Raw genomic sequence first — 23,961 nt, 5'->3', positions numbered from 1 at the left:
GCTCCTGAAATGAGAAGAAGGTTGGTATTTAGTCGGGACGAAATGAGCAATGGCTCAACGAACATTGCTAACTACGATACTGGCCGCTTGCCTGGAGTCCATTGCGTGAAATCAACTCTTTCTTTTTTGTATTGAACTTTCTCGATTGGAATGATTTCTGCGGCCTTGCATATGCGGGTAGATACCGATGTGGACCGGTAAAAACGTAGTGGCGCACGCGTTGGCAGTCATACCTCGTTGGCGTCCAAAGGCGACGTTCGTCATTGCAGCGCGCTATCCTGTAAAGAAGTGACTCCGCGTGACGCCGCATGTTTGCGAGCCTGCGGTTTGCAGAGTGCGATATCAATCGATCAGGATGAGCTTATCCAGCGCCTGCATGGGTCGCTTTGACGAATCAAAAGGTCAGTGCATGAAAGGAAAAAGTTGCAGGCCAAGATCTTCGTCGCCGTTATCTGCCGCGACAATGAGCGCTTGCAAGCCTTGATTCAGTTGTGCCAGTCCGTCGCGATCCATTCTCTGAATGGCTTCGGCGAGAAATCCCCGTGCTGGACTCGGCGCCTTTTTCATCAGGACATTTCCATCCCTGGTCAATGCCAGCGTCACGATGCGCTGGTCTGCCTGGTCTCGCTGTTTGCGGATCAAGCCCCGCTTGCACAAGCCTTCCACCAGATTGCTTGCCGTCGTTTGATGCACCGACAGCCGCTCCGCGACCTCACCGATGCGCAAGCCCGACGTCTCTGCCAGCTCTTTCATGACCCATAACTGCGCGCCGCTGACGCCGCATTGCTTTTCGATCCATGCCGAGTGCCGTTGCGCCGCGCGAATGACGATGCGCAAGTTACGTAAAGCCATGGACTGCGGCGACATATCTCGATTCTCACTTAAGGAATCTGACGGCCTGTTTATGTCCAGCGTGTTCATATGCAGTGATTTGTTGCCGTACACGTATCATTCAAAATTCGCTTCAATGCAAGCCGATCCGCTTGAATTGAATCCCCTTATTCACCACTCTCGGAGGCAGCAGTCGCCATCGCGTTGCGCCTGCTAAATTCGACAATCATCCTCAACAAAATGAAATAGGGAAAACACATTTGGGCAAATGTAGTTTTTACAAAGTTTTGTCATTTTTGGATATGCCGTGCCGGAGCAAGTCGCCATTTCCTTCCAGTGCCAGCCGCGCGCGGATTTGCGAGATATGCGTAAGACCCTGCGGAAAATTTCCCAGCATGGTCGCCGAGGAAGCATCATATTCTTCCGAAAACAGGCCGAGATCATTGGAGCAACGCGCGGCAAGCCGGTAATATTCCCAGGCTTCTTTCAGTCGCCCCTGGTAGGCCAGGCAGCTGACCAGCCAAAATGTGCAGGGAATGAAACTGCCCTCCTTGCCCGGCAAGCCGTCGGGCGAATCGTAGCGAAGCAGCAAGCCGCCGCGATTCAGCTTCATGCAAATCGCATCGACCGTACGCAGCATGCGCGGGTCGTCATACTCGACAAACCCGATGCGCGGCAACAGCAGTAATGACGAATCGAGATGCGTATTGCCGAATGCCTGGACAAAGGTGCCGCTTTCGCGATCGTAGCCCTGCGAGTCGATCGCCTGGCGGATCTGATCGCAGGTGCTTTGCCAGTCATCCAGCGGCGCAGGCAAGCCGCATCCCTCGGCGATGGCGATGCCCTGCTTCACGGCGCGCCAGCACATTGCCTTCGAATGAACGTGATGGCGCGGCTCGCCGCGAAATTCCCAGATGCCATAGTCCGGCTCAGCCCAATGCCGGCAAGCGCCGTTGACGACATCGGTCAGAAATTCCCAATAGCGCAGATCGACCTCATTGCCGGCGGCATTCCAGATCGATGCCAGTTCCAGTATTTCGCCGTAGACGTCCAGTTGATGCTGCTTGGCGGCGAAGTTGCCGATGCGGACCGGCTGCGAGCGCCGATACCCTTCCAGCCAGGGCAATTCCACTTCGGTCAGGCGCCGCTTGCCATCCACCGCGTACATGATCTGCAGCTGTTCAGCGCTGCCGGCTGAGGAGCGCTGAATGAATTGCAAAAACCGCTCGGCTTCGTCCGCATAGCCGAGGCCGTTCAGGGTATATACCGTGAACACCGAATCCCGGACCCAGCTATAGCGGTAATCCCAGTTTCTTCCGGCGCCTATCCATTCAGGCAGCGACGTCGTCGGCGCCGCAATGATCGCACCGGTTCTTTCAAACGTCAGCGCCTTGAGCACCATGGCCGAGCGCTTGGTGGCCTCGTCCAGTTTGTATGGCGGGTGCATCCGCTGGACCCAGTCGCGCCACCAGCTCACGGTGCTCCGGTATCCCGCCATGGCGACTTCCGTGACGTTCGGCTGCGGTGGCACGCGATCGGCCTGGTCGGGCGGGAGAAAGCTGAAGATGAAGCTTTTCTTTTGTCCACGCTTGATCGACACTGCAGCCCGCAGGCCGAAGTGTTTCACGATTTCCAATGGCAGGTCGGAATGAAGGACCAGGCCTTGATTGCTGCCGATTGCCATCCAGGTGCCGTCGCCCTGCTCGCTTACAGCGGGAATAATCTGGCCGAAGTCAAAACGCGGCACGATCTCGGACAGTATTTCGAGCTCTCCCCGAATTCCCTCGATCATGCGAACCAGCCGGTTGGGAGCTTGTTCTTCGGCGCGTTTATCCATGACAAAGAAGTCGACGACCTTCACTTCTCCCGCCGTGGAGCGGAAACAGGTTTCGACAATCATCGACTCCGGTATGTAGCGGCGGCTAGTGCTGACATCCGCTGTCGTCGGCGCGATCGCACAATATCCGCCGTGATCCCAGTCCAGGATCCGCCCGAAACAACTGTCGGAATCGGGACGCGGCATGCAGCACCAGTCGATGGAGCCGTTCCTCGAGACCAGGGCCGTGCAGTGGCAGTCACTGATGAAGGCGTAATCAGCGATGGAAGGATAGCGTCGATCTTGCCTGGTCATATTCTGGCGAGTTGCGGCATGAGATTTTTCTTTTATGACAATTCGCTCTAATGCGAGTTGCATGCCATGCACGATACGACTGGCACATGGATTGCGTGACTTGGTGTTTCAAGCCTTGGCAAAGGAGCACTCCATGGCAACGGTCAGCGATTTTCTTTTGCAGCGATTGTCGGGTTGGGGAATTCGGCGCGTGTACGGTTATCCCGGGGATGGAATCAACGGCATCATGGGCGCCTTCGGGCGCGTTGAAAATGGCATGCAATTCGTGCAAACCGGGCATGAGGAACTGGCGGCATTCATGGCTTGCGCGCATGCGAAATTCACCGGCGAAGTCGGCGTCTGCATGGCGACTTCGGGACCAGGCGCGATTCACTTGCTGAATGGCTTGTATGACGCCAAACTGGATCACCAGCCTGTCGTTGCCATTGTTGGTCAGCAGAACCGCATGGCGCTGGGCGGCGATTATCAACAGGAGGTCGATTTGATTTCCTTGTTCAAGGATGTGGCGCACGAGTATGTGCACATGGTTTCCATGCCTGAACAGGTGCGCCACCTGGTTGACCGCGCCGTGCGGATTGCCCGCGATGAACGCACCGTCACTTGCCTGATTTTTCCAAACGATGTACAGGATTTACCGGCAGTCGAAACACCGCCGCGCCAGCATGGCACCGTCCATTCCGGCATCGGCTATACCGCACCATTGCTGCTTCCCCAGCAAGAAAGCCTCATGGCAGCGGCGGAAATACTGACTTCGGGAAAAAAGGTAGCCATGCTGGTCGGGGCCGGTGCGCTCCGGGCTACGGATGAAATCATCGAAGTCGCCGAATTGCTGGGCGCCGGCGTCGCCAAGGCGCTTCTGGGCAAGGCCGCCGTGCCGGACGATCTGCCTTATGTCACCGGCTCCATCGGTTTGCTGGGCACCAAGCCGAGCTGGGACATGATGAACGAGTGCGACACGCTGCTGATGATCGGCTCCGCGTTTCCCTACTCTGAATTCCTGCCCAAGGAAGGCCAGGCCCGCGGCGTGCAGATCGATATCGATGCGCGCATGCTGAACCTGCGCTATCCGATGGAACTGTGCCTGCAGGGCGACAGCCGTGCCAGCTTGCGCGCCCTGATTCCCTACCTGGAGCGAAAACAGGACCGTGGCTGGCAAGACGGCATCATCGCGAATGTCGATCGCTGGTGGCGTGTTCTCGAAGCGAGAGCCAATAACAATGCGCATCCGATCAATCCGCAAAAAGTTTTCTGGGAACTATCGCCGCGACTGCCGGAAAATTGCATTCTCAGCTGCGATTCCGGCTCGGCGGCCAACTGGTATGCACGCGATTTGAAGATACGGCGCGGCATGATGGCCTCGCTCTCCGGTGGCCTGGCGACCATGGGGCCGGCGGTGCCCTATGCGATCGCGGCGAAGTATGCCCATCCCGACCGCCATGTTATCGCGCTGCTGGGAGATGGAGCCATGCAGATGAATGGCCTCAATGGCTTGATCACCATTGCCAAGGTCTGGCGCGAATGGGGCAACGGCAAGCTGACAGTCATGGTATTGAACAATGGCGACCTGAATCAGGTGACCTGGGAGCAGCGGGCGATGGAGGGCGATCCCCGGTTCCTGGAGTCGCAGGTGGTGCCGAACTTTCCCTACGCGCAATACGCCGAACTGTTAGGCCTGAACGGCATTCGCTGCGAACGTGCCGACGATGTCGCGCAAGCCTGGGCCACTGCACTGGCGTCGGAAATTCCTACCGTGGTCGAAATGGTGACCGATCCTAACGTGCCGCCCATTCCGCCGCATGTCTCGTCCAAGCAGGCCAAGGCTTACCTGTCGGCGCTGATCCATGGCGATCCGGATGCATTGGCGATGGTGACGGACTCGTTCAAGGAAGTGTGGGATGGCTTGTTTCCGCCATCGCAGGCGAAGTCTTGAGAACAGCGATGAAGCCGGACACGCCTATCGCTGAGCTCACCACGCTCGCGTATCGGATTCCGACGGAAAGCGAGGAGTCGGACGGCACCTACGCCTGGGACTCGACCATCCTGGTACTGGTCAAAGTCGCGGCGGCAGGCAAGGTCGGAATCGGCTATACCTATGCCGACCGCGCAACCGCCGTACTCATTCATGACAAGCTGGCGCCTTGCCTGATCGGCAAGGATGCCTTGGCCACCAACGCGCGCTGGCATGACATGGCGCATGTCATCCGCAATCTTGGCCGGCCCGGAATCTGTTCGATGGCGATCGCCGCAGTCGATGCCGCGCTGTGGGACTGGAAAGCGAAGATGCTCGACCTGTCTCTGGCTTCACTGCTTGGCATGGCACGGCAGGCAATCCCGGCGTATGGCAGCGGCGGCTTTACCAGTTATTCGCACGAACAACTGAGGAATCAAATGGAAGGCTGGGTGGCAGACGGCATCGGCCGGGTGAAAATGAAAATCGGGCGCAATCCCTGCGCCGACCTGGAACGAGCGCGAGCGGCGCGCACGGCAATCGGCGAAGCCGCCGAACTATTCGTCGATGCCAACGGCGCCTATACGCGCAAGCAGGCGCTGGCATTTTCCTGGAAGTTTGCTGAACTGGGCGTGACCTGGTTCGAAGAGCCGGTATCCTCGGACGATCTCGAAGGCTTGCGTCTGATGCGCGACCGGGCGCCGCCCGGCATGGCGGTAACCGCGGGCGAGTATGGTTACGACCTTTCCTACTTCCGCCACATGCTGGGGGCGCAGGCGGTGGATGTATTACAGGCGGACGCCTCGCGCTGCGCCGGCATCACCGGCTTCCTCGGCGTCGCCGCGCTCTGCGAGGCATTTAATGTGCCCTTGTCGAGCCATTGCGCGCCGGCCCTGCACCTGCCCTTGTGCTGTGCCGCCCGTCCGGCCATCCATCTCGAATATTTTCACGACCATGCGCGCATCGAAGGCATGCTGTTCGATGGCGCAGTCACGCCTGTACACGGGCAGCTGCTTCCCGACCTGAGCCGGCCCGGCCTGGGCATCGAATTCAAGGAGCGTGACGCAGAATGCTACAGAATCTAGCAGGCTCCGGCTCCAATCCGGCATCGGCGTCCGCGGAAGCCGTCGACATGTCGGCGCTGGAAGCGGAATTAAGGAGAGTGATCGAAGGCGAGGTCCGCTTCGATGGGGGCAGCCGCGCGCTCTATGCGGCGGATGCCTCCAACTACCGCCAGGTGCCGATCGGCGTCGTCATCCCGAAAACCGTGGAAGATGTGGTGGAGACCGTCCGGATCTGTCATCGCCATGGCGCACCGATCCTGTCTCGCGGCGGCGGCACCAGCCTTTGCGGTCAGTGTTGCAACGTGGCCGTGGTCATCGATTTCTCCAAGTACCTGAACAAGGTTCTGGCTATCGACACGGGGCAAAGAACGGCCCGCGTGCAACCAGGTTGCGTGCTCGATGACTTGCGCGATGCGGCCGAACGGCATGGGCTTACCTTCGCGCCGGATCCGGCGACCCATACCCATAACACCCTGGGCGGCATGATCGGGAATAATTCCTGCGGGCCGCATTCGGTGATGGGCGGCGAAACCGTCGACAATATCATCGAGCTCGACGTCGTCACGTACGATGGCACGCGCATGACCATTGGCGGCGGCGATGAACAACTACGTGCCGCGACTGCCGAGGGAAAACAGCGCTGCGCCGATATTCTCGCCAGGCTGGGCGATTTGCGCGACCGCTATGCCGACGAGATTCGTACGCGCTTTCCCGATATCCCGCGCCGCGTCTCGGGATACAACCTGGCCGCCCTCCTGCCGGAGCGCGGTTTCAGTATCGTCAGGTCGCTGGTCGGCTCGGAATGCACCTGTGTCGTGATCCTGGAAGCGAAGGTGCGCCTGCTTCCCAGTCCGCCCGTCCGTTCCCTCCTGGTGCTCGGCTATCCGGATATCTACCAGGCCGGAGACCATGTTCCCGAAGTCATGCGGCACCAGCCCATCGCGCTCGAAGGCATGGACGACCGGCTGATCGAAGACATGAAAGCCATGCATATTCATCCGGAAGACGTCGAATTGCTGCCCAGTGGCCAAGGCTGGCTGATCGTCGAGTTCGGCGGCACGGACAAGGCGGATTCGGACGGTCAGGCCAAACGGCTGATGGCAGCATTAGAGAATGTCGGGAACCCGCCTTCGATGAAGCTGGTGGACGATCCGCAGATCGAGCGGCATATCTGGAAGGTGCGTGATTCCGGCCTGGGAGCGACGGCGCACGTGCCGAACAAGCCGATCACCTGGGAAGGCTGGGAAGATTCGTCGGTGCCGCCGGCAAGGCTGGGCGAGTATTTGCGCAAGCTGCGCGCCCTGTTTGAAAAGTACGGCTATGAATGCGATTTGTATGGCCATTTCGGCCAGGGATGCGTGCATACACGCATCGATTTCGACCTGGAGACCGCTCCGGGAATCGCCAAATTCCGCGATTTTCTGTACGAGGCGGCGCATCTGGTGACCAGCCTGGGAGGCTCCATCTCGGGCGAACACGGCGATGGCCAGTCCAAGGCCGAACTGTTGCCCATCATGTTCGGCGACACGCTGATGCAAGCCTTCCGCGACTTCAAGAACATCTGGGACCCTGACTGGAAAATGAATCCGGGTAAAGTCATTGGCGCTTATCGCGCCGATGAAAACCTGCGGCTCGGCACGCATTACAACCCGCCGGCGCAACCGGTGCACTTTCATTATCCCAGCGACAGCGGCGACTTCTCGCGCACGGTGTTGCGCTGCGTGGGCGTCGGAGAGTGCCGCAAGAAGAGTGGAACGATGTGTCCGAGTTACATGGCGACCGGCGAGGAAATGCATTCGACGCGCGGCCGGGCCCATCTGCTGTTTGAAATGATGAAGGGCGAAGTGCTGCGCGACGGCTGGAAGGATGAATCGGTGCACGAAGCGCTCGATATGTGCCTGTCATGCAAAGGATGCAAGGGGGAATGTCCCGTCAGCGTCGACATGGCAACCTACAAGGCGGAATTCATGGCGCATTATTACGACGGCCGCCTGCGTCCTGCCTCCGCTTATGCGTTCGGCTTGATCGACCGCTGGGCAAGGCTGGCTTCGGCGATGCCCAGGCTGGCCAATTTTTTCACGCAACAGGCGCCATTTGACGCGCTGACAAAAAAAGCGATTGGCATCGCCCCGCAACGACGCATCACGCCAATTGCGGCGGAGTCCTTCGCCAGGTGGTTCGGCAGGAAGCAACCCAGGCCGGGTGGCAGGCGCGTTATCCTGTGGGCGGACACCTTCAACAATTACTTTCACCCGGAAATCGCCAAGGCGGCAGTGGCAGTGCTCGAACATGTCGGCTGCGAGGTCATTGTCCCGCGCATCCACCTGTGCTGCGGCCGGCCGCTGTACGAATTCGGGATGCTGGACCGCGCGCGGGAATATTTGCAGGCGGTGATGCGCGCGCTCTCAGACGACATTCGCGACGGCACGCCCATCGTCGGGCTTGAACCTGCGTGTGTATCGGTGTTTCGCGAAGAATTGCCCAACCTGTTCCCCTATAACGAACAGGCCAAGCGGCTGGAAAAGCAGATTTTCCTGTTGAGCGAATACCTGCAGGACAAGATGCAGCATTTTTCCCGCATTGATCGCCCGGCTATCGTGCATGGCCATTGCCATCACAAGTCGGTATTGAAAATGGATGCGGAAGAATCCGTTTTGAAAAGTCTCGGGCTGGATTTCCATGTGCTGGATTCGGGCTGCTGCGGCATGGCGGGATCGTTCGGTTTCACGAAAGCGAAATTCGATGTTTCCATGCGTTGCGGCGAGCGCTTGTTATTGCCGGCCGTGCGCAATGCGGCAGGCGATCAGCTGATCATTGCCAACGGTTTTAGCTGCCGTGAGCAAATCCTGCAATCCACTCAGGCAAAGCCACTGCATCTTGCCCAGGTATTGCAGATGGCGATTCGACAGCCGCAGAAAGGAGAGGCCAGCCATGGAAGCGATCGGTAAGCATCGCTGGGCGATCGCGGATGGCTATATCCCGCCAGGCAGCACGGGCGCCGGCCGCGAACTGCAGAGCCATGAAGCGGCTTGCATTTTGAATACGGGCAACAGCGACGCGCATGTTGCCATCACGATCTTCTTCAAAGACCGCGAACCGGCCGGACCGTATCGCGTGGCGGTCAATGCCCGCCGTACCCTGCACTTGCGGTTTAACGACTTGCACGATCCAGAGCCTGTTCCGCGCGGGACCGACTACGCCGTCGTCCTGGAGTCCGATGTTCCCATAGTGGTCCAGCACACGCGGCTCGATTCGCGCCAGGCCGAACTGGCATTGTTGTCTACCATTGCCTACGGCATGGACTAACCTGTAATCGGAGGATATATGAAGTCAATGCGCATCAATATTTCCACTTTCGTCGCTGCCGCTCTCCTGCCCGTCGCCGCCTTCGCCGCCGATTCAGCAAAGACTGCCGGTTCTGCAGGCGCTGCCTTGCAGCCGCCCGTCTTGAGTCCACTGGTGATCATTGCGCCGACTGAAATGCGAACCGAGCCGGCGCTGACGCGAGGATGCTGGGCGCGCCTGTTCCAGCTGCCCCAGTTTCGCGGCCAGAATGACCTGACCATCGCGGGACCGATGGAAATCGCCGACTTGCATACGCCGGTTGGCGTGGACTGGAAGCCGCGCATGCGCAGCATCCTTGTCGGCCCGAACGCCAGCCTGACCATCTACGAAGGCGCGAGATTCGCAGACAAGGAAGCGACGTTCAAAGCGGGCGCACGCGTCTCCGACGTGCGCAAGGAGCTGCCCGGCGTAATGGCGATCAATTCACTGAAAATCACCTGCATAAGGGAAATCAAGGGAAATTAAGGGAAATTCATCCGGAAGCGGAAACGCCAGTTCCGGATCAAGCGTCAGACAATGAGCGCCAGGACGATTAGCACGACCACCACAAGCAGTCCGCCGGCCAGGACCCGAGGGTGCAAGTTCAGCCAAAGTTGCGCGCTGGATGGAAGCGCGCGATCATCGAATCGCCCATGTGCGCCATGATCGCCGGGTACGGGCTGATACAGGTTGTCACGGCGGCTCGTCGATACCGGCTTGTCGGATTCCTGGCCTTCGTAAGCATCGAAAGCCAGCTTATAGTCCAGGTAACCCGGCAGGACGAACGTGCCGAGTATCGCTTTGACCGCCGGCCAGCCGACCCATAACTCCCTTCTGCGATGTGTCGCCGCGTAATAGATGCCGCGTGCGGCGACTTCAGGCTGAAATATCTTGCCAAGCGGCTTGGGCTGGTCCGGCAGGCAGGTGCGCCCCCAATCGAATTGCGGCGTGTTGAACGCAGAGAGCTGCACCATCGTCAAGTGCACCCCGCTCCTTGCATGGATCAATTCCGACCGAAGCGAGTCGGTAAAGCCGCGAATCGCGCTCTTGGCGCCGCAGTATGGCGCCTGCAGCGGAATCGACCGGTATGCCAGCGCGGAACCCACCTGGACGATGGCGCCCCGGTTACGCGGCTGCATGCGCTTCAGTGCTACCAGCGTGCCCCACACCGTGCCAAGGTAAGTCACCTCCGTGGCGCGCCTGAAGTCTTCAGGCGGAATGCGAAGAAAATCGCAGAACACGGTGGCCATGGCATTGTTGACCCAGACATCGATCGGTCCCCACTGACTCTCGATGCGTTCCGCGGCAGCCTCGACCTGGGCCTGGTCGGCCACGTCGGTTGGAATAATCATCGCTTCACCGCCTGCCTGCTCGATATCCCGGCGCGCGCCTTCCAGTCCATCCATGCCGCGCGCCAGCAAGGCGACGCGCCATCCATGCCGGGCGAATTCTATGGCGGTGGCGCGGCCAATCCCGCCGGATGAACCGGTGACCACCGCGATTTTTTTTGTCATGCCTTATCTCCCGCCTGTTACGGGCGCCTGCAACGGTGCCCGAAAGACCATGCGCGTCGCATAATCCGTGCTGCTGACCGCAAACAGCAATGCCAGGGTAAACAATGCCGTCGCGGCGATCACGCGAACCAACGCATGACTGCCGCGCAAATGCATGAAGAAAACCGCTACCAGCGCCGCCTTCACGAGCGCGATGGCCATGTTGATGACGCTGTTGGCCGCGCCCAGTTTCAGATAGGCGCTGGCCGCTGTCAGCGCAAGCAAGACCAGCAAGGCGAGCCAGACCGCGGCGATCCGCCTGCTTTCCCGCTTGATATCCATTGTCTACCCTCCACTCCGTCCGACAAGATATAAATCCGGGTAAAGAAAAATCCATACCAGGTCGACAAAATGCCAGTACAGTCCGACGATGTCGATCGTGGCCGTATCGGCAAACTGGTCCTTACCGCGATGCAAGGCAAAAGCGAAAGTCGATACCAGCACGATGCCTATGAAAAGATGCAGCGCATGCAACCCGGTCATGGCGAAATACAGCCAATAGAAAATGCGCCCCGCCGCGACTTCCGGCCCATGAAAGCGAAAATCGGCGCCGGGAAAAAGGTGTTCGCGGAATTCATGCGCGTATTCCATTCCCTTGATGGCCAGGAAAGCCACTCCCAATAACGCGGTCAGCCATAGCAGGCGTGCTGCACGCTTGTTCAGGCAGGCGCGGCGCCAGGAAACAGCCAAGGCCATGGTGGCGCTACTGGTCAGCAGCACGGCAGTGTTGAGCGTACCCAGCAGGATGTCGGTGTGGCGACTGGCGGCGGCAAAACCTTCCGCATAGGTAAAACGCCAATAGACGTAGCCGAAAAACATCGGGCCGAAGAACATCAACTCGGAGGCCAGGAATACCCACATGCCGACCGTGACGGCGCGCTCTCTTTGCGCATGGCTATCAAATTGCACTGGGACGGCGGTTGCCGGCGTAGTCATTGCGCCACCTGCGATCCGCTTTGCGGTTCGTAGAGATAAGCGTCCTTATCCACCTGCGGCGTTTGCGCGAAATTATGCTTGGGCGGCGGCGACGGGGTTTGCCATTCGAGACCGGTGGCTTGCCAGGGGTTGTCCGGCGCGCGCTTGCCATAGAAAACCGACCAGGCGAAGTAGCCCAGCGGCAGCAGATATCCCACCGCGAGGATCGAAGCGCCGGCCGACGACAGGATATTCAGTACCTGGAATCCTTCAGGATAGGTATGGTAGCGGCGCGGCATGCCCTCATATCCCAGCAGGAACTGAGGGAAAAATGTCAGGTTGAATCCGAAGAAGATGATGAGCGCGGCGATGCGTCCCCAGATTTCCGGATACATGCGGCCCGAGATTTTCGGCCACCAGAAATGGATGCCGCCAAAGTATGCCATCACCGCTCCGCCCACCATGATGTAGTGGAAGTGCGCGACCACGAAATAGGTATCGGTCAGATGTACGTCCAGTGCGAGCGATGCCAGTACCAATCCTGTCATGCCGCCGATGGTGAACAGGCCGACGAAGCCGAGCGCGTACAGCATCGGCGCCGAAAATGTGATCGACCCCTTGTACAGGGTGGCGGTCCAGTTGAACACCTTGATGGCGGACGGAATCGCCACCAGGAAGCTCAACAGGGAAAACACCATCCCCGCATAAGGCGACTGACCGGAAACGAACATGTGATGTCCCCACACGAGAAATCCGATCACCGCGATGCCAAGGATCGCATACGCCATGAACCGGTAGCCGAAGATCCGCTTGCGGGAGAAACATGGCACGATCTCGCTGACCACGCCCATCGCCGGCAGGATCATGATGTAGACCGCGGGATGCGAATAAAACCAGAACAGGTGCTGGAACAGCAAGGGGTCGCCGCCCAGCGCCGGGTCGAAGATGCCGACCCCGAACAAGCGCTCCAGTCCGATCAGCAGCAGTGTCATCGCCAGCACCGGCGTGGCCAGCACCAGGATGATGCTGGTGGCGTAATTAGCCCAGACGAACAGCGGCAAGCGAAACCAGGTCATGCCCGGCGCGCGCATGGTATGCACCGTGACGATGAAGTTCAGCCCGGTCAGGATCGAGGAAAATCCGACAATGAAGACGCCGACCAGCACCAGGATCACATGGGTATTGGAAAACATGGTGGAAAAAGGCGTATAGAAGGTCCAGCCGGTATCGACCCCGCCCGCGATCAGGGCGGCAATCGTAAACAATCCCCCTGCCACGTATACATACCAGCTCAGCAGGTTCAAGCGGGGAAACGCCAGGTCGCGCGCGCCGATCATCATCGGCATCAGGAAATTCCCCAGCGCGGAAGGAATGGATGGAATCAGGAACATCCACACCATGATCACGCCGTGCATGGTGAAGAGCTTGTTGTAGGTATCATGCGACACCAGATCTCCCGGCGGCGTCGCCAGTTCCAGGCGGATGAGTGTTGCCGCGGCGCCGCCGATGAAGAAGAACGCGGTGATGGATGCCATGTACAACAGCGCGATGCGCTTGTGGTCGTGCGTGGTCAACCAGGACCGCAGGCTATATCCTTCGGTCAGATAATTGCCTGCAGCTTCAGCGGATTCGCGCGGCATCGTTTTCTCCAGTCTGCCTTAGAAACTCGATAATGGCCATCAAGTCTTCTTCGCTGATCTGCCCGGCGAATGAAGGCATGATCGGTTCGTAACCAGCCGCCACATCCTTTTTGGGAAGCAGAATCGAATCACGGACATAGTTTTCATCGGCGACCAGGCTTCTGCCATCCTGAAGATGCACGGTGCGGCCTAGCAAGCCGTTCAAATCCGGAGCATGCACGGCAGATCCCGAGGCGTGGCAGCCGCTGCAGCCGAATTGGCGGAACAGGTCGAAGCCGCGCGCGGCCATGCCCGGATGACCGGCACCTTGCGCCAGCCAGCGCGAGAATTCGGCGGGAGGCATCACGACGATGCGCCCGCGCATGACGGAATGCTCGGTGCCGCAATACTCGGCGCAAAACAGCGTGAATTCTCCCGGCTGCGTCGGCGTGAACCAGATCGAGGTGTAACGTCCCGGCAAGACATCCTGCTTGATACGAAAGGCAGGCACGAAAAAGCTGTGGATGACGTCCTGAGAAGTCATCACCAGGCGCACGGGCTGACCGACCGGCACGTGCAGTTCGCTGATTTCGCGCCGGCCGTTGCCATGCTCCAGTTTCCACATCCATTGCTTGGCCACCACGAACACCGGCATGGCATTGGACGGAATGCGGTAAAGCTGCAGGTAATCGTAGGCAGCCCAGGCATAGACACATAAAAACAGCATCAACGGCACGATGACCCATGCGACCTCAATGCGTCGGCCGGTTGTGGGCGCATGACTGCGGTCGGCCCGCGAGCCCTTTCGATAGCGGATGGAAAACCATACGATGAGGAAGGCCACCGCAAAGGCAACCGTGCCGGTCAGGAGCACCAGGGTCAGCATCAGCAAGTCGAAACGGTTAGCGGCGCTCGAAGCGGCCGCTGGCAGCAAATGGAACGCCGTATTCATTGGCGGCTCCTTCCATGCAGCCACAGCCATGCTGCCAGTCCAGCTAACCCTGCAAGGCTTACGAAACCGGCGATGCGCATGACCGCCACGCTGTACCGGCCCGTCGCGGGATCATAGTGCGAACATAACAGCGCCAGTCGATCGGTGACCGCGCCGATGCGGCCGTCGGATGCTTCCGTCAAGGCGAGACGCAGATCGCGGGCCGGAAAATCGACGCCCATGAAATAGCGGGAAATTTTCCCGTCCGCCGTGGCGACCAGCAATCCGGCAGGATGGATATATTGGCCCGTGCGGGCATCATATCGATAGGAAAAACCCATTTCCTGCGCCAGTATCGCGATGGCGTCCACGTCGCCGGTCAACAGCGACAGGTCGCGCGCCTGTTCGCCCAGCATGCGCGAATACCCGATCTTCTTCGCAGCAGCGACTTGCGAGGTTTCACTCGGATCGATGCTCACCGCGATGATGCGGTAAGTGCCGCGCGGAAGCTGCACATTAGCGAGCGATTGCAGCGCATCTTCCATCAGCGTGCTGCAGAGATTAGGACAACGATAGTACCCGAGCATCATCACGACCGGGCCGTGCCTGAACAATTCGCCCAGCGATACAGGGGCGCCCGTATCATCGAGGAACACCAGCGAGAGCGGCAACTGTCGCTGCAGATGCTGAGTGACGGTAGCAGAAGGCGCCGGCGGCAATGCCAGCGGAGTGGCCACAGCAGCCATCGTCAGCCATCCCAGGCACAGGGCAATCAGCCAGCGCATCATCGCCGACCTCCTTGCGCCGCCTGCGGACCGCTGCGCTCCACCATCAGCCGCAACGCCTCCTCGATCGGGATGCGGGCAATACCGGCCTGCTCATCGACCCACTGGTAACTGGTCAGCATTCTTTGTTTTTCGGCCAGATAGGATGCATAGTCGCGCTGCGGCGCGCTCTCGAGCATGGCGCCGGCAACGCTGAAATCCATTGGCGCGTTGGGCACATTCGGCACCGCCGGCGAACGCCAGATCACCCAGGCGAAGTAGACGGCAAACGCGGCAAGCGCCAGGGTGACGATGATGGCAAGCGCCGCCCACATCATGGCCCGTACGTGAATGGCATCCTTTTCTTCCGCTTCAGGCATGATGCAACCCCGCTCGATTGTCATGCGCTGGCAATTTCCTGGCGCGCCATGAAGCCGCCGCGAGCACAGCGAATGGCGCAGCGGTGAGAGGCAAAGCCCAGAGCCAGTGAATTGCCGCCATAGGCAGCGACGGCAAAACCAGCCAGCAGGTATTGATGAATTGCATAAACAGCAAGGCGGAGGCTATCCATCCCAATACCACCGGGGTTTGCTTGAGCGCGCGGGACAGCAGCAACAATAACGGAATGAGGAACATGCCCAGCGCAAGGGCCCAAGCGACCGCGAGCCAGGGCAAGTCCCGGCGCGCCACATACCATGCGATTTCATGCGGGAGGTTTTCGGCCCAGATAATCAGGAATTCCGAAAAGGCGAGATATGCCCACAGCATGATGTACATGAGCAGCAGGTTGCCCAGGTCGCGCGACACGTTTACCGACGGCGGCGTACGCGAACGCGTGACGACGGCGACGCCGAAAGCCATGCCGCCCAACATTTGCCCGGCATTGACCAGCCAGCCGAATACGCTGGAGTACCACAGCGGCATGAGCGACATCACCCAGTCGACCGCGGCAAGGCCTGAAGTCAGGCCGTATGCGAGCAAGGCCAGCGCAGAAAACGGCTTGGACCTGGCAAGGCCGGCGCGCCGGCTCAAGTATGCAAGACCGGACCAGACTGCAAGATAGGCAATGCTGCGGCCGTAGAAGAAAGTCGGCGTCAGCCAGGTGCGCTTGAAAGCGGGCGCGGACAATTCCCCGGCCCAGCCGGATGGTTCGCCGGCATGGGCGGCCCAGGGATACAGTTCATACGTGCCGAGCAACACGGGCAGAAACAGCAGCGCCGCGATCCAGACCTTGCTGGACAAGTGCAGGAGCGGCTGGCGGATGGCTTCGCCCCATGCGCCGCCGGTCAGATTATGCAGCCAGACATTGGCCAGCGCGCCCAGCATGACTCCCATCCACAGCCACCACACAGTCAGATACGCGCCGAGCATCATGCCTGGGCGCAGCCAAGTCGCCGCCGCAACTGCCAGCAGTACCAGGACCAGCACAGCCGCGCTTCGAGGTAATCTGAAACTCATCTTTGCCCTCCTCTTCTCGCGGCCAATTGCGATTGCATATCGGCAGGCAAGGTCGACACGACGGCATTCTGGCTGAGCTGCAGCGTACGGATATAAGCGACGATTGCCCAACGATCGGAAGGGTCGACTCGATCCGCATAGGGATACATGATGCCGTAGCCGTTGGTGATCACATCGAATAAATGCCTGTCCGGAGCCTGGCGCAGCCGATCGATATGATACGAAGGCGGATGCGGAAAGCCGCGCCGCGTGATCCAGCCATCGCCGTCGCCAACCGGGCTGTGACACGGCATGCAATAAATGCCGTAGCGCTCGCGTCCGCGCGCCAGCAATTGCTGCGTGACCGGATAAGGAATGGCCTGCGCATCGGCCGCCTCCGCTTCGCGCCGGAGGTTTTCCTCGCCGAGGCGGCCGCTCGACGTGCCGGCGAATGCTCCCGTAGACTGTGGAACAGAGCCCGCCGGCGGCGTGCGCGCCGATGCGCCGTCGGCAAACAATTCGCTCTTCCCCATCGTCTTATACTTCGGCTGGTCATACATGTTTTGCATCGCCCTTTCACAAGCGCACAAGCCCAGGAGCAGGACAAGAAAAAGAATTGCCTTCATGCCGACACCTCGCGTACCAGCAATGGCGACAAATCACTCATGATGCGCCGGGCGTGGTCAGCGTCGTACACACCGTCAGCAGCCGGCAGGAAGAGAAAAAAGCGATTGCGTGTAGCCAGATCGAATTCCGGCACTTCGAACAAGGGATGCCGCAGGCGCGGCAAGCCATTCATCTTCAGCATGCTGATGACAGCGGCAATCGCGGCCCCCAGCACGGTAATCTCGAATGTCGCCGGGATGAAGGAGGGCCAGCTATGCAAGGGCCGTCCGCCGACATTGACGGGATAATCGTGCACCGCCGTATACCATTGCAGGAAATACGTTGCGGCGCCGCCGACAATGCCGCCCAACAAAGTCGCCAGCGGCACGCGGTTGCGTGAAAAACCCAGCGCATCGGCCAGACCCTCCACCGGAAACGGCGAGTAGGCTTCGGCATGCAGGTAGCCGGCCTGGCGTGCGCGCCTGGCGGCGGCTATCAAATCGTCCGCCGTGCTGAACTCGAACAGCATGCCATGTGCGCTCATGGGCTTTCTCCCGCGCTTTCACGCACGAGCTTGCGCATTTCCGCAATCGAGATCGCCGGCAGAACCCGCACGAACAGCAGGAACAGCCACACGAACAGCGCGATCGATGTCAGCAGATGGAGCACGTCCCACACGCTCGGATAGAACATGCCCCAGGCGGAAGGCAGGAAATCGCGATGCAGGCTGGTCACGACGATGAGAAAGCGTTCCATCCACATGCCGAGATTGACGACCAGGCTAATCACAAACAATAGCCAGACCCTGTGACGCACGGCCCGCCACCACAATAATTGCGGCGTGAGCACATTACAGGCAAGCATGAACCAATACAGCGGCGCATAAGGACCGACCCAGCGATTGACCGTCATGTAGCGCTCGAATTCATCGCCGCTGTAAAAGGCGGTGAAGATTTCCGCCGCATAGCCGTACGCCACCATCAGGCTGGTTGCCAGCAATACCTTGGCGGCATTAGCAAGATGGCGCGGCGTGATGAAGTCCTGCAAGCCGTAGAAATGGCGCAGCGGAATGGCAAGCGTCAATACCATGGCGAAGCCGGAAAACAAGGCGCCGGCGACGAAATACGGCGGGAAGATGGTCGAGTGGTATCCAGGCGTATTGCCGACCGCGAAATCGAAGGACACCACCGTATGCACGGAGACCACAAGCGGCGTCGCCAGGCCGGCCAGAAGCAGATAGGCAGTCTCGTAGCGCGCCCAGTGCCGCGCCTCGCCGCGCCAGCCGAGCGCCAGCAAGCCGTAAATGAACTGACTGGTTCGCCTGGCCGGTGCCACGCCGGCGCGGTCGCGCAAGGTCGCCAGATCCGGTATCAGGCCGACATACCAGAACATGAGAGATACCAGCAGGTAGGTGCTGATGGCAAAGAAGTCCCACACCAGCGGGCTGCGCCACTGCGGCCAGACATTCATCACATCCGGATAAGGAACCAGCCAGTAAAAAAACCAGGGGCGCCCCAGATGCAGGATCGGAAAAATCCCGGCGATGCCTGCCGCGAACAAGGTCATCGCCTCGGCGAAGCGATTGATCGACGTCCTCCACTTCTGCCGCAGCAAGAGCAGGATCGCGGAAATGAATGTGCCGGCATGACCGATCCCGATCCACCACACGAAATTACCGATGGCGAATCCCCAGGCAACGGGAATGTTTACGCCCCAGATGCCCACGCCTTTCGTAAACAGGTACGCGGTCGCACCTATGAACACCAGGACTCCGGCGAAGGTGAACAGAAACGCCGTCAGCCACGGCCACCGTACGGGCCGGGCAAGAACCGAATCCGCGATCTTGTCCGACACGCTGGCATAGCTCCAGCCGGCGCGCAGGACACCGATATCCTTGGAAACAGGAGGCGGCGGCGGATTGCGTGGCGTGTTCACTCCAACTCCCGGTCCGGATTGAATATGCGCGCCGCATAGGTGGTACGCGGCCGCGTGTTCAAATCGGCAAGCAAGCTGTAATTCAGAGGCGATGCCTTGGCATGATTGACGCGGCTGTCCGGATCGTTCAAGTCGCCGAATACGATGGCTTCGGTCGGACACACCGCCTGGCAGGCCGTCACCACTTCGCCGTCGCGCAGGGGACGCCTCAGCTTTTCCGCTTCGAGCCTGGCGCGCGTGATGCGCTGCAGGCAATAGGTGCACTTCTCCATGACGCCGCGCATGCGTACCGTCACCTCGGGGTTTTGCGCCGCCTTCAGGCTCTCCACCTTCTGATTGGAAAACTGCAGAAAGTTGAAACGCCTTACCTTGTAAGGACAGTTGTTGGAGCAAAAGCGCGTGCCGACGCAACGGTTATAGACTTGCACATTCAAGCCTTCGCTGTCGTGGACTGTCGCGCCGACCGGGCAGACTTCTTCGCACGGAGCTTTCTCGCAATGCATGCAAGGCACGGGTTGAAAAACGGTACGCTGCTTGCCGGATGATTCGATGTAATAGCGGTCGACCCGGATCCAGTGCATTTCCCGCCCGCGCATCACTTCATCCTTGCCGACCACGGGTATATTGTTTTCAGCCTGGCAGGCAATCGTGCAGGCATTGCAGCCGATGCAGGCATTCAAATCGATGGCCATGCCCCATTTGTAGCGGTCGTAGGTCCATTCGGGATACAGCGAAACCTCGGGCGTGCGCTCGCGCTCGACATCGGTCGCGAAGCGCGGATTTTGCCTGTATGCCGCAAGCGTCGCCCAGCGCACGATATCTCGGCCTTCCATCGTCGCGTGCCCTTGCGTCGTGGCGAACTCGTGTCGCCGCCCTGTTTTTTCGATCAATAAAGAAAACGTCTGGTTTGCAGCGGCAGTGGTCAGCAGCATATAGGCGTCGAATCCGACGCCATCGCCCACGCTACCGGCGGCACGGCGTCCGTAGCCCGCCGGTAGCGTGACGACCAGGTCAGCCTGTCCGGGAAGCACCCAGACCGGCGCCTCGATTTGCAGTTGCGGCTGCCCGGGAGCACGCAAGCGCACCACGTCGCCGGTCTCCACTTTCAACGCTTTCGCGGTCGCCGAGCCGATCAGCGCGGCATTGTCCCAGGTTAGCTTGGTAAAGGGCCGCGGCAATTCCTGTAGCCAGCCATTGTTTGCAAACGCGCCATCGCCAACCGACGCATCCGCAACCAGCACCGCCTGCAAGGTCGTACCGTCAACCAGGACAGGCAAAGGCGGCATAGCGGGAACTCGCACACGCAAAGGGGAAAAACTCCGTTCAGCAACGCCGGTACGCAAAGCGGTCTGCCAGAATTGCTCGAAATTGGCATTGCCCAGCTTGCCCTGTCTGTCCTGCCAGTAGCCGCGCACCAGGCTATAGCCGGAGCGGCTTTGACCGGCTAGCAATTCCACGACTTCATGCAACGAACGCCCCTGATACAGCGGGGCGATGATCGGCTGGACGATGCTTGCCGTGCCATCAAAGGCACGACCATCGCTCCAGTGCTCATAGCAATGTGTTTGCGGCAAATGCCACGTGGCGGCACGGCCGGTCTCGTCGCGATATAAGCCAAGGTGCACGGAAAACGGCACTCGGGACAAAGCCTTGCCGAATGCGAGGTCCGCCGGCGCGCTATAGACTGGATTGGTATCGAGGAGAATCAGGCTGCGTACCTTCGCATCATGGATATCCCGCACCAGCGCCGAAATCGATTCGACATGTGGCTCAGCCGGACTATCAACGGCATCGATGTACGACACGGTATTGCCGACGTTACCCAGGCGAGCGTTCAGCAAATGCACGAGCGTCCGGGTCTCCGGTGACAGCGTGCCGCCTGCGACAATGAGCGAACGGCCACGATGCGTATCCAGTTGTCTTGCCAGGACCTGGGCCCATTTTTCGATTTCTGCCGATGCAGGGCCCATGCCGGGTACGCCAAGCGCGGCGGCAACCCGCCAGACGAGGCGCTCGATATCGGCCGGCGGCAAGGCGAGCCGTTCGTCGCCCACTGCGCCGGTCAAAGTCGGCGTCGTCTCGATGGCATACACCCTGCTGGAGAATGCGGCCTGCCGGGCCGTCCGGTTGCGCATGAAGGCGCGCGCATAGGGGATGCTTCCCGGCCAGTCGCCGAACACATCGGCATCGAAGCTGACGACAACCTGTGCGCGATCGAAGCGATACAGGGGCTCGACTATTTTTCCAAAAGCCTGGCGTGACGCCAAAATGGCACGATCATCATGCAGCGGTTCGTAAACATGCCATGCAGCCTTCGGATATCGCCGCAGGAGCGCACTCAATTGCGCAATCAGGGTCGGCGAAGTGACGGAACCAGTCAGGATGCGCAAGCCTTCGCCACCGTTACGCTCCCATCCGGCGCGCTCTTGCGCCAGAACATGTTGAAACGCCTCCCATGTCGATAGCGATTCGCCTTCAAACACGGTTTGGGAACGGTCCGGGTCCCATAGCTGCAGGACAGACGCTTGGGCAAACACATCGGTCGCCCCGAGACTGGCGGGATGATGAGGATTGCCTTCGACCTTGGTCGGTCTTCCCATATTGCTTTCGACAAGTACGCCATGCGCCCTGCCACGCCGCATGAAAGCCGTGGCATAAAACGTCGGCTGCCCCGGCGTGAGCAATTCCGGCATGTTGACATAAGGGACGATCTGCTCCAGCGGCGGGCCTTTGCAAGCTGCGCTCGCCAGCGCAGCCGACGCCGCCATCACTTTCAAAAAAGCACGTCGTCCGGGAAGGTGCGTGCCATGATCTTCCGGAATCAGGGGAATCGTCCGCTTCTTATCCATGGCATCAGCGGTGGCAGGTAGAGCAATCCGTCAGGCGGCGCTCGCTTTGCAATTGATAGATGCCTGAGAGTTGCCTGATCTCTTCGCGTGAAAGCGGTTTCTGGTCCTGCATCAGGAATACCTCGCTGAACGGGCGAATATGCTGCCGGGTGCTGCGATGGCAATTCAGGCACCATTGCATCTCGAGCGAAGCGGTTCGCCGTGTCAATGGCATCTGGTCCACGCGACTGTGGCACTCGACACAGGCAACGCCTTTATTGACATGGATACTGTGGTCGAAATACACAAAGTCCGGCAGGTCATGCACCCTGTTCCAATGAATCGGCCTGTTCGTGCCCGCGCTATCGTGCAAGGGAGCGAGCGCAGGTGAATCCAGAAACAATTGCGAATGACAGCTCAGGCAAATCTGCGTGGAGGGCATGCCGGCAAACGCCGCCTTCTCGACCGACGTGTGGCAATACCTACAATCAAGACCGTCGTCGCCGACATGGTGCTTGTGGCTGAAGCGGATCGGCTGTGCGATAGCGTCATTGACACCTCCTGCAGGGGAGATTGCCCATCGCCACAGCAAAACTGCCGCGACCCAAAAAATGGAGATGGCGATGGTGCCTAGTTTAATCAGTAGTACGGCTTGCCGACTGAATGCCTGAGCCATAGAAACTTTCCGGCTTAAATATAGGCAAATACGCGCTTTGCCGGCGCGATCGCTGCGATGCAGTCAGTTCGACTGAGAAGATTCAAGGCGTTGAGTTTCGCCTAGTCGAGGAAAGCTTGCGCGGCTTCATAGATGAGCGAATGTGTTTTTGCCAGACGGCTATGTACAACCAACACATGACAAAATTTTATCGGCCAAGCGCAGACTCGCAAACACCGATACGGCCTGCAAATAAAACGGCTTGATTCCGGCGCTATAGCAATGCCATGATGCCGTTCATGAAGAAACCTGAAGGAGATCGAATTGACAAGAAATGCTGGCACGCCTGAGCACTTTATTGCAGACGATGGCATGCGCATTCCGCTGCACATAGCAGGAAGCGGCCCGGCCCTGGTCATCCTGCACGGGTGGACCGGCCGCTGGCAAGACTGGCAAACGATATTGAAGCGCCTGCAGGAGCGATTCACCTGCTACGTTTGGGAAGCCCGCCCCTACCAGGCTGCCGCGACGAATGCGACGCTTGAACGCATGGCGCGCGACGTGCAGAACTTGCTGGATGCTTTCGAGCTGGAGCGCCCTGTTCTCATGGGACATTCGATGGGCGGCCTCACGTCATGGGAATATATCCGGCAATTCGGCGACCAGCGTTTGTCCAGGCTTTGCATCATCGACCAGTCGCCCAGGCTGCTCACCTCCGCTGACTGGAACCTGGGGCTGTATGGCCGCTATACGGAAGAAGACAATGAGGCCTTCATCGCCGATTTGCGCCGCAACTTCGCCGATACGGCGATCGACAAGCTGATCAAGCGTAGCCGGGACGGAATCACCGACAATCCGGCGGTCGCAGCCATGCTCGAGGCGCGGCGCCAAGCCTTCCGGACGTTTGCGGCGGAACCCTGGATCGTTGCCTGGCAGAGCCTCTCCACCAACGATTACCGCGATGTTCTGCCGGCCATCAGCGTGCCGACGCTGCTCATATACGGCGACGCGAGCCGCTTTTACGGAACCCGAGTGGCCGAATACGTCCACGCGAACATATCGGATTCTGTTCTCAAGCTGTACCCGAATGCCGGTCACAGTCCGCAGTTCGAGAATCCCGAAACTTTCGTGAACCATTTCATCGAGTTCGCCAGCTGAGAAAGTGACTGGCCGGCACCGCGCCATCTCTTTCGCGACGCTGCATAAATTTCATTTCAAGGATCGATGACTGCCGCGCACGCATCCGTAGGAAGTGCCGCGGCATGACCTACCACCGGAATGATCTTGATCGCGGCGCTGGTCACTCGGCATGGCGCCGCTAGCGCGCCACATCCCGATAACACTATTGCAACGAGGATGGAGAGAGATGCTGATTTTTTCATGACGTACCGCGAGCTTAAAGCAGCATGGTACCTCTGCC

Annotated in this window: 22 protein-coding genes; 6 read left to right on the top strand and 16 right to left on the bottom strand. The window is 59.5% G+C overall.

Translation table 11 applies throughout. From position 1 onward, the window contains the following. Positions 1 to 402: 402 nt before the first annotated feature. Together EDC30_RS01680 and EDC30_RS01675 are read right to left on the bottom strand one after the other, a co-directional pair. Complete coding sequence (locus tag EDC30_RS01680) at positions 403 to 852, bottom strand: MarR family winged helix-turn-helix transcriptional regulator (protein ID WP_243656609.1); 450 nt, start codon at positions 850 to 852, stop codon at positions 403 to 405. 256 nt (positions 853 to 1,108) lie between these two features. Then, entirely contained in the window at positions 1,109 to 2,962 is a 1,854-nt protein-coding gene (locus EDC30_RS01675) for a glycoside hydrolase family 15 protein (RefSeq protein WP_243656608.1), read from the bottom strand. Between the two features lie 133 nt (positions 2,963 to 3,095). Between EDC30_RS01675 and EDC30_RS01670 the strand changes: the two genes are divergently transcribed. The 5 genes from EDC30_RS01670 to EDC30_RS01650 are packed head-to-tail and all read left to right on the top strand — an operon-like array spanning position 3,096 to position 9,784. Further along, positions 3,096 to 4,892, top strand: coding sequence for a thiamine pyrophosphate-requiring protein (locus EDC30_RS01670; protein WP_132256671.1), 1,797 nt, complete (start codon positions 3,096 to 3,098; stop codon positions 4,890 to 4,892). A gap of 8 nt (positions 4,893 to 4,900) precedes the next feature. After that, a complete protein-coding gene (locus EDC30_RS01665) occupies positions 4,901 to 5,995 on the top strand; it encodes an enolase C-terminal domain-like protein (protein ID WP_132257220.1) in 1,095 nt (364 codons plus the stop codon). Next, the gene (locus EDC30_RS01660) at positions 5,980 to 8,922 is read left to right on the top strand and encodes an FAD-binding and (Fe-S)-binding domain-containing protein (protein WP_132256669.1); all 2,943 of its coding nucleotides are present in this window, start codon (positions 5,980 to 5,982) and stop codon (positions 8,920 to 8,922) included. Before EDC30_RS01665 ends, EDC30_RS01660 begins: the two co-directional genes overlap by 16 nt. Further along, positions 8,906 to 9,280: a sensory rhodopsin transducer gene (locus tag EDC30_RS01655; RefSeq protein WP_132256667.1), complete on the top strand. Its 375-nt coding sequence runs from the start codon at positions 8,906 to 8,908 to the stop codon at positions 9,278 to 9,280. Before EDC30_RS01660 ends, EDC30_RS01655 begins: the two co-directional genes overlap by 17 nt. Before the next feature lie 18 nt (positions 9,281 to 9,298). Beyond that, a complete protein-coding gene (locus tag EDC30_RS01650; RefSeq protein WP_132256665.1) occupies positions 9,299 to 9,784 on the top strand; it encodes a hypothetical protein in 486 nt (161 codons plus the stop codon). Positions 9,785 to 9,828: 44 nt separating this feature from the next. Here EDC30_RS01650 and EDC30_RS01645 read toward each other — a convergent pair whose 3' ends face one another. From EDC30_RS01645 to EDC30_RS01585, 13 genes are read right to left on the bottom strand one after another with little or no spacing between them, the layout of a single operon-like run. Continuing rightward, positions 9,829 to 10,812: an SDR family oxidoreductase gene (locus EDC30_RS01645; RefSeq protein ID WP_132256664.1), complete on the bottom strand. Its 984-nt coding sequence runs from the start codon at positions 10,810 to 10,812 to the stop codon at positions 9,829 to 9,831. Positions 10,813 to 10,815: 3 nt separating this feature from the next. Further along, positions 10,816 to 11,133, bottom strand: a complete 318-nt coding sequence (locus EDC30_RS01640; RefSeq protein WP_243656607.1) for a cytochrome C oxidase subunit IV family protein — start codon at positions 11,131 to 11,133, stop codon at positions 10,816 to 10,818. Positions 11,134 to 11,136: 3 nt separating this feature from the next. Then, a complete protein-coding gene (locus EDC30_RS01635) occupies positions 11,137 to 11,787 on the bottom strand; it encodes a cytochrome c oxidase subunit 3 (protein ID WP_132256662.1) in 651 nt (216 codons plus the stop codon). Continuing rightward, the gene (gene ctaD / locus EDC30_RS01630; protein WP_132256660.1) at positions 11,784 to 13,406 is read right to left on the bottom strand and encodes a cytochrome c oxidase subunit I; all 1,623 of its coding nucleotides are present in this window, start codon (positions 13,404 to 13,406) and stop codon (positions 11,784 to 11,786) included. Before ctaD ends, EDC30_RS01635 begins: the two co-directional genes overlap by 4 nt. Beyond that, positions 13,387 to 14,337, bottom strand: a complete 951-nt coding sequence (gene coxB, locus EDC30_RS01625; protein ID WP_132256659.1) for a cytochrome c oxidase subunit II — start codon at positions 14,335 to 14,337, stop codon at positions 13,387 to 13,389. The genes ctaD and coxB overlap by 20 nt, the downstream gene beginning before the upstream one ends. Continuing rightward, a complete protein-coding gene (locus EDC30_RS01620) occupies positions 14,334 to 15,104 on the bottom strand; it encodes an SCO family protein (RefSeq protein ID WP_132256657.1) in 771 nt (256 codons plus the stop codon). Before EDC30_RS01620 ends, coxB begins: the two co-directional genes overlap by 4 nt. Next, positions 15,101 to 15,484 (bottom strand): hypothetical protein, encoded by a 384-nt coding sequence (locus EDC30_RS01615; protein ID WP_132256655.1) that lies wholly within the window; start codon positions 15,482 to 15,484, stop codon positions 15,101 to 15,103. Before EDC30_RS01615 ends, EDC30_RS01620 begins: the two co-directional genes overlap by 4 nt. Further along, complete coding sequence (locus tag EDC30_RS01610) at positions 15,453 to 16,538, bottom strand: hypothetical protein (protein ID WP_207907191.1); 1,086 nt, start codon at positions 16,536 to 16,538, stop codon at positions 15,453 to 15,455. Before EDC30_RS01610 ends, EDC30_RS01615 begins: the two co-directional genes overlap by 32 nt. Beyond that, positions 16,535 to 17,143, bottom strand: coding sequence for a c-type cytochrome (locus EDC30_RS01605; RefSeq protein WP_132256654.1), 609 nt, complete (start codon positions 17,141 to 17,143; stop codon positions 16,535 to 16,537). Before EDC30_RS01605 ends, EDC30_RS01610 begins: the two co-directional genes overlap by 4 nt. Then, on the bottom strand, positions 17,140 to 17,667 hold the full coding sequence (locus EDC30_RS01600) for a DUF3341 domain-containing protein (RefSeq protein WP_132256652.1): 528 nt from the start codon (positions 17,665 to 17,667) through the stop codon (positions 17,140 to 17,142). The genes EDC30_RS01605 and EDC30_RS01600 overlap by 4 nt, the downstream gene beginning before the upstream one ends. Further along, complete coding sequence (nrfD, locus tag EDC30_RS01595; protein ID WP_132256650.1) at positions 17,664 to 19,058, bottom strand: NrfD/PsrC family molybdoenzyme membrane anchor subunit; 1,395 nt, start codon at positions 19,056 to 19,058, stop codon at positions 17,664 to 17,666. Before nrfD ends, EDC30_RS01600 begins: the two co-directional genes overlap by 4 nt. Next, positions 19,055 to 21,907: a 4Fe-4S dicluster domain-containing protein gene (locus tag EDC30_RS01590; RefSeq protein ID WP_132256648.1), complete on the bottom strand. Its 2,853-nt coding sequence runs from the start codon at positions 21,905 to 21,907 to the stop codon at positions 19,055 to 19,057. The genes nrfD and EDC30_RS01590 overlap by 4 nt, the downstream gene beginning before the upstream one ends. Before the next feature lie 4 nt (positions 21,908 to 21,911). Next, complete coding sequence (locus tag EDC30_RS01585; protein WP_132256646.1) at positions 21,912 to 22,562, bottom strand: cytochrome c3 family protein; 651 nt, start codon at positions 22,560 to 22,562, stop codon at positions 21,912 to 21,914. A gap of 303 nt (positions 22,563 to 22,865) precedes the next feature. Here EDC30_RS01585 and EDC30_RS01580 point away from each other — a divergent pair, with 303 nt between their 5' ends. Further along, positions 22,866 to 23,699 (top strand): alpha/beta fold hydrolase, encoded by an 834-nt coding sequence (locus EDC30_RS01580; RefSeq protein WP_132256644.1) that lies wholly within the window; start codon positions 22,866 to 22,868, stop codon positions 23,697 to 23,699. A gap of 56 nt (positions 23,700 to 23,755) precedes the next feature. On the opposite strand, the gene EDC30_RS19940 is transcribed toward EDC30_RS01580, so the two are convergent. Then, complete coding sequence (locus EDC30_RS19940; protein ID WP_341539852.1) at positions 23,756 to 23,923, bottom strand: DUF6726 family protein; 168 nt, start codon at positions 23,921 to 23,923, stop codon at positions 23,756 to 23,758. Positions 23,924 to 23,961 lie beyond the last annotated feature (38 nt).

It is taken from the genome of Paucimonas lemoignei (assembly GCF_004342585.1).
GTDB classification, from domain to species: Bacteria; Pseudomonadota; Gammaproteobacteria; order Burkholderiales; family Burkholderiaceae_D; genus Paucimonas; species Paucimonas lemoignei.
This window is presented reverse-complemented; position numbering and strand designations above follow the sequence as displayed.

Coding starts and splice junctions, on each gene's coding strand:
- EDC30_RS01680 (WP_243656609.1), bottom strand. CDS start 852: ATGGCTTTACGTAACTTGCGCATCGTCATTCGCGCGGCGCAACGGCAC.
- EDC30_RS01675 (WP_243656608.1), bottom strand. CDS start 2,962: ATGACCAGGCAAGATCGACGCTATCCTTCCATCGCTGATTACGCCTTC.
- EDC30_RS01670 (WP_132256671.1), top strand. CDS start 3,096: ATGGCAACGGTCAGCGATTTTCTTTTGCAGCGATTGTCGGGTTGGGGA.
- EDC30_RS01665 (WP_132257220.1), top strand. CDS start 4,901: ATGAAGCCGGACACGCCTATCGCTGAGCTCACCACGCTCGCGTATCGG.
- EDC30_RS01660 (WP_132256669.1), top strand. CDS start 5,980: ATGCTACAGAATCTAGCAGGCTCCGGCTCCAATCCGGCATCGGCGTCC.
- EDC30_RS01655 (WP_132256667.1), top strand. CDS start 8,906: ATGGAAGCGATCGGTAAGCATCGCTGGGCGATCGCGGATGGCTATATC.
- EDC30_RS01650 (WP_132256665.1), top strand. CDS start 9,299: ATGAAGTCAATGCGCATCAATATTTCCACTTTCGTCGCTGCCGCTCTC.
- EDC30_RS01645 (WP_132256664.1), bottom strand. CDS start 10,812: ATGACAAAAAAAATCGCGGTGGTCACCGGTTCATCCGGCGGGATTGGC.
- EDC30_RS01640 (WP_243656607.1), bottom strand. CDS start 11,133: ATGGATATCAAGCGGGAAAGCAGGCGGATCGCCGCGGTCTGGCTCGCC.
- EDC30_RS01635 (WP_132256662.1), bottom strand. CDS start 11,787: ATGACTACGCCGGCAACCGCCGTCCCAGTGCAATTTGATAGCCATGCG.
- ctaD (WP_132256660.1), bottom strand. CDS start 13,406: ATGCCGCGCGAATCCGCTGAAGCTGCAGGCAATTATCTGACCGAAGGA.
- coxB (WP_132256659.1), bottom strand. CDS start 14,337: ATGAATACGGCGTTCCATTTGCTGCCAGCGGCCGCTTCGAGCGCCGCT.
- EDC30_RS01620 (WP_132256657.1), bottom strand. CDS start 15,104: ATGATGCGCTGGCTGATTGCCCTGTGCCTGGGATGGCTGACGATGGCT.
- EDC30_RS01615 (WP_132256655.1), bottom strand. CDS start 15,484: ATGACAATCGAGCGGGGTTGCATCATGCCTGAAGCGGAAGAAAAGGAT.
- EDC30_RS01610 (WP_207907191.1), bottom strand. CDS start 16,538: ATGAGTTTCAGATTACCTCGAAGCGCGGCTGTGCTGGTCCTGGTACTG.
- EDC30_RS01605 (WP_132256654.1), bottom strand. CDS start 17,143: ATGAAGGCAATTCTTTTTCTTGTCCTGCTCCTGGGCTTGTGCGCTTGT.
- EDC30_RS01600 (WP_132256652.1), bottom strand. CDS start 17,667: ATGAGCGCACATGGCATGCTGTTCGAGTTCAGCACGGCGGACGATTTG.
- EDC30_RS01590 (WP_132256648.1), bottom strand. CDS start 21,907: ATGGATAAGAAGCGGACGATTCCCCTGATTCCGGAAGATCATGGCACG.
- EDC30_RS01585 (WP_132256646.1), bottom strand. CDS start 22,562: ATGGCTCAGGCATTCAGTCGGCAAGCCGTACTACTGATTAAACTAGGC.
- EDC30_RS19940 (WP_341539852.1), bottom strand. CDS start 23,923: ATGAAAAAATCAGCATCTCTCTCCATCCTCGTTGCAATAGTGTTATCG.